Genomic DNA, 13,482 nt, shown 5'->3' with positions numbered 1-13,482 from the left:
CCTTTGGTGCGAGACCCCTGTCGGCTTTTGACGTTTGCAGGAGAAGTCTTGCGTCCGCACCCGTCGCGATGGCGTCGAACGCAAGCAACAGTCTTCCCGTGAGATTCTCGGAGCGACTCGCTCCCCAACGAAACAGGTATGAAGTGGTTTACGCAGTAGTGCGCGCCGGTGGACGGCAGGAGAAGGTCGAGGTCGGCACGATCGTTCAGCTCGACCGTGTTCAGGCTGCCCAGGGCGAGAAGATCGAACTTCCCGCCGTGCTCCTCGTCGACGGCGCCACGGTGACCACCGACGCTGACAAGCTGGCGAAGGTCAAGGTCACCGCCGAGGTTATCGGTGACCTCCGCGGCCCGAAGATCGTCATCCAGAAGTACAAGAACAAGACCGGCTACAAGAAGCGTCAGGGCCACCGCCAGGAGCTCACGCGCGTCAAGATCACCGGCATCAAGTAAGCACGGAAGAGGCTCAGACATGGCACATAAGAAGGGCGCGAGCTCGACCCGCAACGGTCGTGACTCCAATGCACAGCGACTCGGCGTGAAGCGCTTCGGCGGTCAGACCGTCAACGCCGGCGAGATCCTCGTCCGTCAGCGCGGCACCCACTTCCACCCCGGCGCTGGGGTCGGTCGTGGTGGCGATGACACGCTGTTCGCCCTCGAGTCGGGCGCCGTCGAGTTCGGCACGAAGGGCGGCCGCAAGGTCGTCAACATCGTCGCTGCCGCTCAGTAAGCACAGCAGACTCTCACAGACGGGGCGGGCTTCGGCTCGCCCCGTCTGCGTTTTTTCACCCTCGCGTCGCGGGGACTCCCACAGGAGGAGCAGCCACATGGTCAGTTTCGTCGACACCGTCACCCTGCATCTGCGTGCAGGCAAGGGCGGCAACGGCTGTGTCTCGGTACGGCGCGAGAAGTTCAAGCCACTGGGTGGCCCGGACGGCGGCAACGGCGGCGACGGTGGCGACATCGTCCTCGTCGGCGACCCGCAGGTGACCACACTGCTGTCGTATCACCACTCGCCGCACCGTAACGCCGGCAACGGCGGGTTCGGCATGGGAGACCTGCGCTCCGGCGCCGCCGGTGAGACCGTCGAGTTGCCCGTTCCGCTGGGTACGGTCGTGAAGACGCTCGACGGCGATGTCCTGCACGACATGCTCACGCCAGGGGAGCGCTTCGTCGTCGCGGCCGGTGGCCGTGGTGGCCTGGGCAATGCGGCGCTGGCATCGCCCAAGCGCAAGGCGCCGGGCTTCGCCCTGTTGGGCACCCCCGGCGATGAGAACGCCGTCGTCCTGGAGCTGAAGACGGTCGCCGATGTGGCGCTTGTGGGCTACCCCTCAGCGGGCAAGTCGAGTCTGATCGCCGCGATGTCGGCTGCACGGCCGAAGATCGCCGACTACCCGTTCACCACCCTGCATCCCAACCTGGGTGTTGTGCAGGCCGGTGACAGCCGGTACACGGTCGCCGATGTGCCGGGGCTCATCGAGGGCGCCAGCGAGGGCAAGGGCCTTGGCCTGGAGTTCCTGCGCCACGTCGAGCGCTGCTCAGCGCTGCTGCACGTGCTCGATTGCGCGACGCTGGAGCCGGGCCGCGACCCGCTCTCCGACCTTGATGTGATCCTCGCTGAACTCGGTGCCTACCACGTCCCCGAGGGGCAGACACCTCTTCTGGAGCGGCCGCAGCTGGTCGCGCTGAACAAGATCGATGTTCCCGAGGCGCGTGACCTCGCCGAGCTTGTGCGCCCCGACCTCGAAGCGCGCGGCTTCCGCGTGTTCGAGATCTCGACGGTGTCGCATGAGGGACTTCGCCCGCTGAGTTTTGCCCTGGGTGAGCTGGTCGATGCGCATCGCGCCGAGCAGGCAGTCGAGGTGCCCGCCGAACGTGTCGTCATCCGCCCCCGGGGCGCGACCGCTCAGTTCGAGATCAAGGTCGAGGGCGGCACGTACGGCAACCTGTACCGTGTGCTCGGCGAGAAGCCGGTGCGCTGGGTGCAGCAGACGGACTTCCAGAATGAAGAGGCCGTCGGCTACCTCGGTGACCGACTTGAACGACTTGGCGTCGAGGATGCCCTCTTCAAGGCGGGCGCGACGCCGGGTTCGACGGTCGTCATCGGCACCGGCGACAACAGTGTCGTCTTCGACTGGGAGCCCTCTATCCAGTCGACCGCCGAGCTGGCGACCTCTCCGCGTGGAACCGACATCCGTATCGGTGGCAGCAGCCGTCGCACGACGCAGGAGCGTCGTGAGCGGTACTACGAGCGCATGGACGCCAAGGCCGCTGCACGAGAAGAACTCGAGGAGCAGCGCCGCGCATCCCGCGAGGGCGAGGAATGACCGCGCTCTCGCGTGCGGATCTCGCCTCGGCATCGCGGATCGTCGTCAAGGTCGGCTCCTCGTCGATCAGTGGCGAAGCCTCGTGGCGTATCCCGATGATCGTGCAGGCGCTGTCATCCGCGCATCGTCGCGGCACCGAGGTGATTCTGGTGTCCTCCGGGGCGATCGCCACGGGCATCCCCTTCCTCTCGCTCGACGCGCGCCCCACCGACCTCGCCACCCAGCAGGCCGCTGCCGCCGTCGGGCAGAACGTGCTGGTCTTCCGGTACCAGGAGGCGCTGCGCCCGTTCGGGATTGTCGCCGGCCAGGTGCTGCTCACCACGGGGGATCTCGAGAATCGCACCTCGCGCAGCAATGCCCAGCGCGCCATGGACCGGCTGCTTTCGCTGCGCATCATGCCGATCGTCAACGAGAACGACACGGTCGCCACGCAGGAGATCCGCTTCGGCGACAACGATCGATTGGCCGCGTTGGTCGCCCAGCTGGTGAGCGCCGATGCCCTGGTGCTGCTCAGCGACGTCGAATCGCTGTACACCAAGCCGCCCACCGACCCCCAGGCGCAGCCCATTGACGTCATCGCCGCGGATTCCGACCTGGCGGGTCTGGAGTTCGGCGCGTCGGTCGTCAACAGCGTCGGCACCGGGGGAGCGGCGACCAAGGTGTCCGCTGCCCGGATGGCGGCTTCGTCGGGTATCGGTGTGCTCGTCACGAGCGCCGACCTCGTCGGCAAGGCCCTCGAAGGTGCCCCGATCGGCACGTGGTTCGAGCCGATCCTGTCGGCCTGACCCCTGTTCCGCGGCATCCGCGGTCACACGGCCCGCGGCGCGCTGACGCGTCGCTACACTGACCGGATGAGCACCACGATCGCATCGGACGCGTCCACCGACACCGCCCAGGATCGTCTGGCGCGAGCGAAGGACGCCTCGCGATCGATCGCCCGACTGACCAGCGACGACAAGCAACGTGCCCTCTCGGCGATCGCCGGGGCGATCGAGGCGGGCGTCGACAGCATCCTCGAGGCGAACGCTGTCGATATCGCGCGGGGGCGCGAGGACGGCATCGGCGATGCGTTGATCGACCGTCTGCGTCTTGACGCGGGACGCGTCGCGGCGCTGGCCGCCGCCGTGCGCGACGTCGCGGCACTTCCCGACCCGATCGGTCAGGTTCTCGGCGGGCATCGGATGCCCAACGGCGTCGCCCTGGAACAGGTGCGCGTGCCGTTCGGTGTTGTCGGTGCGATCTATGAGGCGCGGCCCAACGTCACCGTCGACATCGCCGCGCTCGCGCTGCGCGCCGGCAACGCGGTGGTGCTGCGCGGCGGCAGCGCCGCACGAGAGTCGAACACGGTGCTCGTGCAGATCATGCGCTCTGCGTTGGCGGGCATCGGGGTGGATGCGGAAGCGATCCAGACGGTGGATGACTTCGGTCGTGACGGCGCGAAGGCGCTGATGCACGGTCGCGGCCTCGTGGACGTGCTGGTCCCGCGCGGAAGTGCCGCGCTGATCGAGACAGTGGTCACCGAATCGACCGTCCCGGTGATCGAGACCGGCTCGGGTGTGGTCCACATCGTTCTCGACGAGTCGGCACCGATGGACTGGGCACGCGACATCGTCGTCAACGCCAAGGTGCAGCGCCCCAGTGTGTGCAACGCCGTCGAGACGGTGCTGGTGCTGCGGCAGGCGGCTCCGCAGTTGATTCCGGTCGTCGCCAGCGCGCTGCAGAGCGAGGGTGTGGCGATTCACGGTGACGATATGGTCGCCGGGCTCGTGTCGAACGTCATTCCGGCGACCGAGGACGACTGGCAGGCCGAGTACTTGAGTCTGGACGTGGCGATCAAGGTCGTCGAGGATCTCGACGAGGCACTCGACCACATCCGCCGCTACAGCACGGGCCACACCGAGGCGATCGTGACGACCGACTCACGCAATGCCGAGAGGTTCCTCGCAGAGGTGGATTCCGCGGTGGTGATGGTCAACGCCTCGACGCGCTTCACCGACGGCGCCGAGTTCGGCTTCGGCGCCGAAGTGGGCATCTCGACCCAGAAGCTGCACGCACGCGGCCCGATGGGCCTGTCGGAGCTGACCAGCACGAAGTGGTTGGCGCGCGGATCCGGCCAGACCCGCGGGTGAGGACTAGACTGGACAGGCTTTCCCCTGTCAGGTCAGAAACGGAGTCAGGATGAACCTCGTCGCACAGATCGCGATGGCCGCAGCCGAGTCGGAGCACGGAAACGTCGCTGCCGAAACCTTCATCTTCGGTGTGATCGCGGCGATCGTGTTCGCGGGGATGGCGGTCGTGGCACTGTCGTACCGTCACGTCGCCAACCGTCACTCGGCAAAGGCCGAGGCGTACGCAGAGCGTCACGGCAAGGACGGCCACGGCCACTAGGACTACATGCACGACTCCACGGCCCGGGCACCGCGCATTGGCGTGATGGGCGGCACCTTCGACCCCATCCACCACGGGCACCTGGTCGCGGCCAGTGAAGTCGCGCACTCGTTCGACCTCGATGAGGTCGTGTTCGTGCCCACCGGGCAGCCGTGGCAGAAGCACGATGTGACGCCGAGCGAACACCGGTATCTGATGACGGTGATCGCGACGGCATCCAATCCGCATTTCACGGTCAGCCGTGTGGATGTGGACCGTGCCGGTCCTACGTACACGATCGACACGCTCCGTGATCTCAAGCGCGAGCGTCCCGATGCTGAGCTGTTCTTCATCACCGGAGCGGATGCCGTAGCGCAGATTCTCAGTTGGAGGGACCATGATGAACTGTGGGATCTCGCCCACTTCGTCGCGGTCTCCCGACCCGGACACGTACTGAGCACCGACGGCTTGCCGACCGATAACGTCAGCCAGCTGGAGGTGCCGGCGCTGTCGATCTCGTCGACGGCGTGCCGTGAGCGAGTGGCCGAGGGACAGCCCGTCTGGTACCTCGTGCCCGACGGAGTGGTTCAGTACATCGCGAAGCATCATCTGTATCGGAGTAGGACATGAGCACATCGAACCAGGACGGTCAGGCACGTCTCACGCGTAAGCAGCTGCGTGAGATCCGTCTGACCGGTTCGACGCCGGTCATCACCGACGAAGAGGCATCCGCCGACGCGACGCCCGAGGAGCCGGAGCAGACGGCGCCGGCCGATGTCGCGTCGCCCGCTGCCGCACCGGTGACGTCGGATGCGACGGAATCGACTCCGGAGCAGCCGTCGGCAGAACCGCACGTTCCGCTCACGCGCCGCGCGGCGCGCGCTCAGGAGCGCATCCGTACGGGTTCGGTCCCGTTGCCCGAGCAGGCGGATACTGTCGCACCGGCCGCCGACGCAGAGCCGGCGCAACCGAGGCCTGTTGAGCGCGAGAACGTCGTCTCGGCGGTTCCCGGGTTCGCTCCCGCGGAAGAACCCGCAAAGCCGGCAAGCCCGGCAACGGACGCCGCGGTGTCGGCGCCTGCCGAACAGGGGCATTCGTCGCTGAGAGAACTCTTCGCCGCTCGTGCGGCCGAGGCCGGACTCGCCGTGCCGGACACGCACGAACACGAGCCCGCGGATCGTCCGAAGGTAGGTGCGGCGTTCGGCATCGGTGTTCGCCATGACGAGCATTCGCAGCATCCGACGGCGTTCGACGATCTGCTCGGTGGGGGATCCTCAGGATCGCACAGCGCATCGACCGCGCTGATCTTCACGCCGTCTCCCGGCGTCGGCTCGCTCTCGGGTCCGGTCGCCTCCACGGGTGAGCTGCTGATCACCGGCACCTACGCGCTGCCTGACGGTCTCGGCTCGCAGGGCCACGCCGTCGGTACGACTGACGGGAAGGAAGCCGACGCCGTGCTCATCGATGGTGAGCTCGCACCGGCTTCCTCGCCCACCCCGATCGCCGCCGCATCAGCGGTCGCGACCTCGAAGCCGGCCGGCGAGGTCATTCGCCCCCCGGCGCCCGACAAGGGCAACAAACTCATGCTCACCCTGGCGATCATCGCCGGTGGACTCGCGCTCGCGCTGGCCGCTGCTCTGATCATCGCCTTCACCACGAGAGTTCTCGGTTGATGCAAGCACCACAGTCCGCAGTCGAAATGCTTCAGATCGCCGCAGACGCGGCGAGCGACAAGGGCGGTGAGGACCTCGTCGCGCTCGACGTGTCCGGCCCGCTTCCGCTGGTCGACATCTTCCTGCTCGTCACGGGAAACAGCGAGCGCAATGTCGCCGCGATCGCCGACGAGATCGAAGACAAGCTCATCGAGTCGGGCCACAAGCGCGTGCGCCGGGAGGGGCGTGCTGAGGCGCGCTGGGTGCTGCTGGACTTCGGCGATCTGATCGTGCACGTGTTCCACGCCGAGGAGCGCGTCTACTACGGGCTGGAGCGCCTGTGGAAGGACTGCCCGCTGGTGCCGATCGAGCTCAGTAACCCCGTTCCGGAAGCGAACAACGGGATGTGACGCGCGCCGTCCGGCCGGCGACACACCCGGCCGGGCGGGGCGATTCGCAACCGATGAGCGCTCCGTAGTATGCTGATCTAGTTGCCGGGGCAGAAATGCTCCGAAAACAAAATGGGCCTGTGGCGCAGCTGGTAGCGCACCTGCATGGCATGCAGGGGGTCAGGGGTTCGAGTCCCCTCAGGTCCACCACATACAAGAAGAGCCCGACCAACAGGTCGGGCTCTTCTGTGTTTCCGGGTTGGCGGTCGCGACGGATGCCGAACGCGGGCCTGATCCGGCGGATGTGCCGAATCAGGCCCGCGCCGTGTTCCGGCGTGCGGGGCGCCGTCAGGCTCTGTGACGCCGTCGCGCGATGAGGATGCTGGCGGCTCCGGCGACCAACAAGATGAGCGCCAGTGCCGTGGCAAGGGTGGCGCCCGCCATGCTGGTGCCCGTCGCAGCCAGCTCCTGGTCCGAGTCGGTTGCGGGCTCCGGGGTGCTCGGCTCGTCTCCGCTCGAACCGCCATCGTCAGGGGCCGTGGCGGCGACGACGCGCACAGCATACGTCTCGGTGGCTGCGTCGTGACGGGTGATGTCGGTCAGCGCTACCGCGTACTCACCCACTCGCGACGGCGTGCCCACGAGCTCACCCGTGCTCGCGTCGATCCAGAGGCCCCCGAGGTCGGCGGTCTCAGCCGTCGTCCCGAACAGCGCGCCGTGCCCCGGCGAGTCGACCAGCGGTGAACGATGCGGTTCGCCGATGACAAGCTCGATGAGCGGTCGTGTGTGGAGTGCGGACGGCGCCGATTCCGCCTCGATCGTGAACTCACGTGGTGTGGCGAAGGGATCAGCCTGGTCGGCGATGACGAACCTGCTGGTGCCGGCGTGCTGCGGTGTCCCCTCGAGCCTTCCCGTGGACGAGTCCAGCGAGACACCGTCGGGCAGTGCGCCGTCGATGATCACGAGATCGAGCGTTGGCGTGGGCGTGGTGATCAGGTCGGCAGTGAGCATGCTCCCGAGGGGCGCGGCGATCACTGACTCGTCGGCAAAGGTCGCAGTGGTGCGGTGGACGACGAACGTGAAGTCGGCCTCCTCGCCCGCGCCTGCGGCGTTGCCCACTGTGAACGCGAACTCACCTGCGACCGCCGGCACACCCGTGAGATGTCCATCGGGAGCCAACGTGAGCCCCGGGGGCAGCGTTCCCGCGGTCACGCTCAGATCCACACCGCTACCGTCGGCGGGCGTGCCTGCGAGATCAGCATCCGCCACCAGCATCCGGTCCACGGAACCGTCCTGCTCGGCGCTCATCAGTGCGCGAGAGAATGACGCGGCGGTCGGCTGGGCGGGAGCAGCGCTGGTGGACGCGGACTCTGGGTGCAGATCAAGGCTCGCGGCAACGGTCGCCGGCTCAGACTCCATCCGATATGCGTCACCGAGTTCGGTTACGCGCACGCCGAGAAAGCGGTGCGCGGCAAGGAACGACTCCTCCTGCAAGACGTACGAAGCCCGCGTTGCCCCGGGAATGTCGGTATGGGCTCCCTCTTCATTCACGTAGTACCACTGGTAGCCCCAGACCGGATCGCTCGAACCCTCGGGCGCTGTGGGCGGCGGAACGTCCCACGTGCCAGGGCACGCATAGACGAGGACGCCGACCGCCGCGGTGGGTCTGGCCGGAGTACCGGACGCGCAATCGCCCGACGTCCCGGCGAGCACGGGGAGTGCGTCGTTGACCGCCTTCGGCCCGGCGTAGCAGTTCTTCTTGGTCTGAGTCACATTCGCGGTAACCGTCTGCATGTCGGCTCCGCCGACGCTTGCGGGGTAGGACGAGCTGACATGTGAGACGAATCCGGTGTCGTTGCCACGCAGGCTGTACTTCCAGTCGCCCTCGAGCGTGTACACGGTGCCGCTCCACGAGTACATGAAGTAGTAGCCGTGTGGGATGCTGACGGTGTCCTCCACCGTCCGAGAGACCGAATCGCTCTCGGTTGTCGCTGTCTCGTGCTCGTACGTGTATGAGACCTCGGTGCTCGCCTCCCACACATCCTTCACCCCGCCGCTCACGCCGATGCTGATCGAGCCGCTATGCGTATCGCTCGTCGTGCTCGAGTGGCTGCTCGTCATAGTGGTGCTGACCGCGTGGTCCTGCCCGTTCGGGCCGTTGTTCTGGAAGAACGCCGGACCGTGGCCGTTCGGTGCGCCGCACCCGAGCAGCCGTTCTGTCTGCACGCCGCTAGCGGCGATCGCGGAGTCGCTGGGAGCCAACCATGCGGTCGACCCTGGCAGTCGTACCTGGCACGTTGCCCCTCCGCTGGCGACGCAATCGAACGCGCCCTGCGCCATCGCTCGCTTCAGCAACCAGGACCAGTGCACCCAGAGTCCTGCCGAGTCCTGGGCATCGTTGTAGATACCGAAGGACTGTGCCTTGGGATCGACATTGACGCGGATGGCATCCGGCGTGTCGAATGCGTTCGGCTTCAGGTAGTGGTCGGCGCCGCATTCGATGAACCCGCGCATCGGCGTCTGGGCGGCGCGCGGGTCTGACGGCAGGGTGTTGCCGTAGCCGTTCAGTCCGTCATAGCGGCTGAAGAAGCACTTTCCACTCGCCACGCTCACGATGCGGAACTGGTGCTCGGAGGGGGCGCTGTCGCCCGCAGGCGATTGCGCCAGGGGAATGATCATGAACTGTTGTTTGGTGTTGACGGATGAACACGTCTGTCCGATGTGATCCCAGACGCGGTCGCCGAAGTAGTTGGCGTTGCTGTAGGTCCACTGGTCGGTCAAGCATTGGCCGTTCTCCAGCACGATGCGCACGTACTGCGAGGCGAGGTCCTCTGCGCCTACCCGCATCGACACGGTCGGATTCCAGTCACGCTGAGTGGGGTCATCGGTGCTGAAGTGCGAAAGGACTTCCATGCCTTGGCCCGGGACGATGTTGGCCGCCGTGGTGTCGGACCACGCCGCTTTCGGGGTCGTCAGCGCCCCCGCCACGACGGCAACGGCCACACACAGTGCGAGCGCTAGCCGTATCGGCGGGGGCAGAAGCCGTTGCCCCTGTACATGTCGCTGTGTCATCGATCCACCTCTTCGCTGTCTGTGTGTGATCACGCCTGGCGCTATGTGGATAATTTTTATCACTTAGGCTGAGGCGCGTCAACGACCAGCTCCGCCCTCAGGGGTCTCCCGGTTGTTGCTATCGTCAGATCGCATGAGCGTTCCGCAACGTCCGCGCCCTGAGGTTTCCCGCAGTCGGCGCCTGATCCTCGATGCGGCCGAACGACTGTTCGCCGATGTCGGGCTCGAGTTCTCGCTGAATGACCTCGCCCATGAGGCCGGTGTGGGAGTGGCTACGGTGTATCGGCGGTTTCCGACACACGATGACGTTGTTCGCGCTCTGTATGAGCGCACATACGAGGCGTTCGTGGCCGTGTTCGATGCGCTCGAGGACGCACCCGATGGCTGGGCGGGAGTCGTTGGCTATCTCGAGCGCTCGGTGGCGATGATGAACGCGCACCCGGCGTTCGCCGCGGCCGCGCGCCGTATGGCGCGCATCGATCCTGCTTCGACGCTCGGCCACGATCTCGAGCAGCGCTTGAACGTGCACGTCGAGCGGGCGAAGGAGCAGGGCGATCTGCGAGCGGACGTGATGGCGGTTGACCTCGTGACGATGGTCGCGCAACTGGGCGCGCTGTCGGTGTTCCCGGAGCCCGCCCGCACGATGATGAGTGCGCGTCAGTTGAGCTTCCTGCTGCCGGGCCTGCGCGTGCACACACAGATGCTCGGAGGGCCAGCGGATCCCATTCCCACAACGCTGGAACGCCTACAGCAGCTCGCGGTTCAGGAGTCGTTCGCCGGTCGCGCCGACACCGGCCCGTCGTAGGCCGGCACCGCCGTCACTGGTCCGCAGCGCGAGCCGCACCGAGGATCTCGGCGTGACGCAGCAGGAACATCCGTTCGTCGAGCTTCTTGCGGCGCAGCCAAGCCGTGACCTCGTCATTGCTCTTGCTGGCATTGCACGACGCGCACGCAGGCACCACGTTGGTGAAGGTGTAGCGGCCGCCGCGCGAGATCGGCTGGATGCAGTCGCGCTGCACGGCGACGTCGGATGCTGAGCAGTAGGCGCACCCGCCCCATGCGTCCCGCAGCGTCTCCCATTGCTCAGCGGTGAGGTCGTTGTCGGCACGCGCCACGCGGCGCTGGCGGCGCTTCGCGTACCGGGCGCGCGCGGCCGTCGACGTGGCGGCTGCGGGAACGGTACGGCGACGACGCATGTGGTCACCGTACCGCGGGTGCGGCGGCCCGGATGGCTACCGGGACGGTGCGCCGCTCACTGTTCCGATCAGGCGAACACGGTCAGCGCGTACATCACGAACAGCATCAGATGGGCGGCCCCTTGCAGGGCGCCGGTCCGGCGACCCAGGAACGTCGCGATGGTCAACAGCATCGACACCCCCAGCAGCACCAGAGCGGCGGGGCTCTCGGCGAGGATGATCGGTCGCCCGGTCAGCATGCCGATCGCCAACACGACCGGGATCGTCAGCCCGACCGTCGAGACGAGCGCGCCGTGACAGAGGTTGCTCACGCGCTGCAGCTCGCCCGCATGAGCGGCGCGGATCGCGGTGATCGTCTCGGGCAGGAACACGATCATCGCGATCAGGATGCCGGAGAGCGCGACAGGCGCACCGAGGCGTTCGAGCCCGTCATCGAGCAGCGTCGCCATGTCGTGCGACAGCAACACGATCGGTGTCACCGTGGCGATCAGCAGCAGGGTGCGGGCGATGAGTTCACCCCGATGGCGGCGGATCACCTCGCGGATGCCGGAATGCGTCTCGGATGCCGCGGACGCGCCGACCTCTTGGAAGTCACCGCGTTGCGCGCCCATCTGTCGCACGAGGAAGAACACGTAGAGCCCCAGAGTCAGCACGATCACGGGGATCGCCTGCGCCGTCGTGTAGGTGCCGCCGGAGCCGATCAGGGCGGGGAACGCGAACGCCGTCGCCAACAGGACGACCAGCATCGCCACGTACGCCGAGACCCCGGCTCCGTTCGCGCGAAGCCCCCCGTGCCGCAGCCCGCCGACCACCAGAGCGGTGCCCGCGACGAGGTTGAGGATGATCATCGACACGGCCATCACCGAGTCGCGGGCGATCGTGGGGTGTTCACCGGGCCCCAGCAGCACCGCCGAGATGAGGATCACCTCGATCAGGACGATCGACAGCGTGAGTACGAGCGTGCCATACGGGTCGCCGAGTCGCCGGGCGAGGTGTTCGGCCTCGGTGACGACGCCGAACGCGCTCACGGTGATCACCGTGATGATGAGCAGCAGCACGGGCCAGAGCACGAACGCCGGCAGAGGGCCGGTGAGCAGGGGAGAGAGCACCAGTAGCGTGCCGAAGAGCCCCCAACCCAGCCCGAGACGCAGGAGCGCGACCGGTGTCAGGACGGTACGGACGAGAGTGGATGCGAACATCGCCAGAAGCCGAATCTGCGGGGTCGTCCCAGCTCTGATCATCGCCCTCGGGTCGTCCCGCGGGTCGCCTACCCCGCGATTGTAGCAACGCACCCTCACCGCTACCCTCGAGATATGGGCCGCCGATTTCTCCGAGCCATGGCGGTCACTCTGATCGCGGGTGTGCTGACCGTCTCCTGCGCATCGACCGTCCCGCCTCGGGAATCGGCGTCTCCCAGCACCACGCCCACGGCGACACCGACCCCGACGCCGACGCCGGATCCGGTCGAAGAAGCCGTACGAGGGATGAGCACCGCCGAGCGTGCGGCCAGCGTCGTGATGGGGCACATCCCGACCGATGATCCGGACGCCGCTCGTGCCTACATGCAGTCCGGTCTCGGCGGCTTCCTGCTGATGGGGGCGAACATCACCGCCGGCCCCGAGCAGGTGCAGACGTTCAGCGCCGCGCTGACGATCGACCCCGCGCTGCCTCCGCTGATCGCGATCGACCAGGAGGGCGGCGTCGTCTCGCGGCTGCCCTGGGATGACCTGCCCGCCGGTCGGGCGCTGCAACGCGCCGCTCCCGACGAGACCCGCCGCGTCTTCGCCGAACGGGCCGCGCTGGTCGCCGCGGCGGGCGCGAACGTGAACTTCGGGATCGTCGCCGACGTGCCCGCCGACGCCGGGTCGTTCATCGCCTCACGTGCCCTCGGCGCGGATGCCGACGGTGCGGCCGACCGGACGGCGGCGGCCGTCGCAGGCGAGCAAGGGCTCGTGTACTCGACGCTCAAGCACTTTCCCGGGCACGGCGCAGCACCGGGCGACTCGCATCACAGCATCCCGACCACCGCGCTCGCCCTCGCTCAGTGGCGCGACGCCGACGCCAAGCCCTTCGCCGCCGGAATCGAGGCGGGCGCAGAACTGCTCATGTTCGGGCACCTCGCCTTCACCGCCATCGATGCCGCACCGGCCTCGATGTCGGCGCGCTGGCACGATATCGCCCGAGACGAACTCGGGTTCGAGGGGGTCATGATCACCGACGACCTCGGCATGCTGCTCTCGTCCGGTGTCGCAGCATACGCCGACCCGGTCGGCAACGCCGTCGCCGCGCTCGCCGCCGGCAACGACATGGTGCTGATGGTGGCGGGCTCGACGCCCCAGACGGCGTCGGAGATGGTGTCGGGCATCATCGCGGCGGTCGAAGAGGGGCGGTTGCCCTCCGAGCGCCTGCAGGATGCGGCGGAACGTGTGATGGCTCTGCGGATGCAGCACGCTGACGCCACCGAGTGAGGACGGTCACAC

At 67.4% G+C, this 13,482-nt stretch carries 14 protein-coding genes and 1 tRNA gene; 12 read left to right on the top strand and 3 right to left on the bottom strand.

The window, feature by feature from the left end; genetic code table 11:
- The first annotated feature begins 143 nt into the window (after positions 1-143).
- The 10 genes from rplU to JF543_RS10455 all read left to right on the top strand — a co-directional run bounded on the left by rplU (position 144) and on the right by JF543_RS10455 (position 6,944).
- On the top strand, positions 144-452 hold the full coding sequence (gene rplU / locus JF543_RS10500) for a 50S ribosomal protein L21 (protein ID WP_179410599.1): 309 nt from the start codon (positions 144-146) through the stop codon (positions 450-452).
- A gap of 19 nt (positions 453-471) precedes the next feature.
- Positions 472-729, top strand: a complete 258-nt coding sequence (gene rpmA / locus JF543_RS10495) for a 50S ribosomal protein L27 (protein WP_179410600.1) — start codon at positions 472-474, stop codon at positions 727-729.
- A 97-nt stretch (positions 730-826) separates the two neighbouring features.
- The gene (obgE, locus tag JF543_RS10490) at positions 827-2,326 is read left to right on the top strand and encodes a GTPase ObgE (protein WP_179410601.1); all 1,500 of its coding nucleotides are present in this window, start codon (positions 827-829) and stop codon (positions 2,324-2,326) included.
- Positions 2,323-3,111, top strand: a complete 789-nt coding sequence (gene proB, locus JF543_RS10485; RefSeq protein ID WP_179410602.1) for a glutamate 5-kinase — start codon at positions 2,323-2,325, stop codon at positions 3,109-3,111. The genes obgE and proB overlap by 4 nt, the downstream gene beginning before the upstream one ends.
- A 66-nt stretch (positions 3,112-3,177) precedes the next feature.
- A complete protein-coding gene (locus JF543_RS10480) occupies positions 3,178-4,455 on the top strand; it encodes a glutamate-5-semialdehyde dehydrogenase (protein ID WP_206823997.1) in 1,278 nt (425 codons plus the stop codon).
- 49 nt (positions 4,456-4,504) lie between these two features.
- A complete protein-coding gene (locus JF543_RS10475; RefSeq protein WP_179410604.1) occupies positions 4,505-4,714 on the top strand; it encodes a hypothetical protein in 210 nt (69 codons plus the stop codon).
- Between the two features lie 6 nt (positions 4,715-4,720).
- Positions 4,721-5,323, top strand: coding sequence for a nicotinate-nucleotide adenylyltransferase (nadD, locus tag JF543_RS10470; RefSeq protein ID WP_179410605.1), 603 nt, complete (start codon positions 4,721-4,723; stop codon positions 5,321-5,323).
- Entirely contained in the window at positions 5,320-6,366 is a 1,047-nt protein-coding gene (locus JF543_RS10465; RefSeq protein WP_206823995.1) for a hypothetical protein, read from the top strand. The genes nadD and JF543_RS10465 overlap by 4 nt, the downstream gene beginning before the upstream one ends.
- Complete coding sequence (gene rsfS / locus JF543_RS10460) at positions 6,366-6,755, top strand: ribosome silencing factor (RefSeq protein WP_179411824.1); 390 nt, start codon at positions 6,366-6,368, stop codon at positions 6,753-6,755. The genes JF543_RS10465 and rsfS overlap by 1 nt, the downstream gene beginning before the upstream one ends.
- Positions 6,756-6,868: 113 nt before the next feature.
- Positions 6,869-6,944, top strand: a tRNA-Ala gene (locus tag JF543_RS10455).
- A gap of 138 nt (positions 6,945-7,082) precedes the next feature.
- Here the strand turns inward: JF543_RS10455 and JF543_RS10450 are convergent.
- Positions 7,083-9,806 (bottom strand): Ig domain-containing protein, encoded by a 2,724-nt coding sequence (locus JF543_RS10450; protein WP_206823993.1) that lies wholly within the window; start codon positions 9,804-9,806, stop codon positions 7,083-7,085.
- A gap of 133 nt (positions 9,807-9,939) precedes the next feature.
- On the opposite strand from JF543_RS10450, the gene JF543_RS10445 reads away from it, so the two are divergent.
- Positions 9,940-10,611, top strand: coding sequence for a TetR/AcrR family transcriptional regulator (locus JF543_RS10445; RefSeq protein ID WP_206823991.1), 672 nt, complete (start codon positions 9,940-9,942; stop codon positions 10,609-10,611).
- Positions 10,612-10,624: 13 nt separating this feature from the next.
- Here the strand turns inward: JF543_RS10445 and JF543_RS10440 are convergent, their stop codons facing one another.
- Both JF543_RS10440 and JF543_RS10435 read right to left on the bottom strand, forming a co-directional pair.
- Complete coding sequence (locus JF543_RS10440; protein WP_179410609.1) at positions 10,625-11,002, bottom strand: HNH endonuclease; 378 nt, start codon at positions 11,000-11,002, stop codon at positions 10,625-10,627.
- A 68-nt stretch (positions 11,003-11,070) separates the two neighbouring features.
- On the bottom strand, positions 11,071-12,201 hold the full coding sequence (locus JF543_RS10435) for a calcium:proton antiporter (RefSeq protein WP_206823990.1): 1,131 nt from the start codon (positions 12,199-12,201) through the stop codon (positions 11,071-11,073).
- Between the two features lie 285 nt (positions 12,202-12,486).
- On the opposite strand from JF543_RS10435, the gene JF543_RS10430 reads away from it, so the two are divergent.
- Positions 12,487-13,470 carry a glycoside hydrolase family 3 N-terminal domain-containing protein gene (locus JF543_RS10430; RefSeq protein ID WP_206823989.1) on the top strand — a complete coding sequence of 328 codons (984 nt, stop codon included), beginning with the start codon at positions 12,487-12,489 and terminating at the stop codon, positions 13,468-13,470.
- Positions 13,471-13,482 lie beyond the last annotated feature (12 nt).

Source organism: Microbacterium esteraromaticum, assembly GCF_017303215.1.
Taxonomy (GTDB): domain Bacteria; phylum Actinomycetota; class Actinomycetes; order Actinomycetales; family Microbacteriaceae; genus Microbacterium; species Microbacterium esteraromaticum_C.
Note: the sequence above shows the minus strand (reverse complement) of the source record. Positions and strands in the feature narration are given on the sequence as shown.

What these genes read in the sequence shown, in the direction of transcription:
- rpmA (WP_179410600.1), top strand. Translation starts at nt 472, where the DNA reads ATGGCACATAAGAAGGGCGCGAGCTCGACCCGCAACGGTCGTGACTCC.
- obgE (WP_179410601.1), top strand. Translation starts at nt 827, where the DNA reads ATGGTCAGTTTCGTCGACACCGTCACCCTGCATCTGCGTGCAGGCAAG.
- proB (WP_179410602.1), top strand. Translation starts at nt 2,323, where the DNA reads ATGACCGCGCTCTCGCGTGCGGATCTCGCCTCGGCATCGCGGATCGTC.
- JF543_RS10480 (WP_206823997.1), top strand. Translation starts at nt 3,178, where the DNA reads ATGAGCACCACGATCGCATCGGACGCGTCCACCGACACCGCCCAGGAT.
- JF543_RS10475 (WP_179410604.1), top strand. Translation starts at nt 4,505, where the DNA reads ATGAACCTCGTCGCACAGATCGCGATGGCCGCAGCCGAGTCGGAGCAC.
- nadD (WP_179410605.1), top strand. Translation starts at nt 4,721, where the DNA reads ATGCACGACTCCACGGCCCGGGCACCGCGCATTGGCGTGATGGGCGGC.
- JF543_RS10465 (WP_206823995.1), top strand. Translation starts at nt 5,320, where the DNA reads ATGAGCACATCGAACCAGGACGGTCAGGCACGTCTCACGCGTAAGCAG.
- rsfS (WP_179411824.1), top strand. Translation starts at nt 6,366, where the DNA reads ATGCAAGCACCACAGTCCGCAGTCGAAATGCTTCAGATCGCCGCAGAC.
- JF543_RS10450 (WP_206823993.1), bottom strand. Translation starts at nt 9,806, where the DNA reads ATGACACAGCGACATGTACAGGGGCAACGGCTTCTGCCCCCGCCGATA.
- JF543_RS10445 (WP_206823991.1), top strand. Translation starts at nt 9,940, where the DNA reads ATGAGCGTTCCGCAACGTCCGCGCCCTGAGGTTTCCCGCAGTCGGCGC.
- JF543_RS10440 (WP_179410609.1), bottom strand. Translation starts at nt 11,002, where the DNA reads ATGCGTCGTCGCCGTACCGTTCCCGCAGCCGCCACGTCGACGGCCGCG.
- JF543_RS10435 (WP_206823990.1), bottom strand. Translation starts at nt 12,201, where the DNA reads ATGTTCGCATCCACTCTCGTCCGTACCGTCCTGACACCGGTCGCGCTC.
- JF543_RS10430 (WP_206823989.1), top strand. Translation starts at nt 12,487, where the DNA reads ATGAGCACCGCCGAGCGTGCGGCCAGCGTCGTGATGGGGCACATCCCG.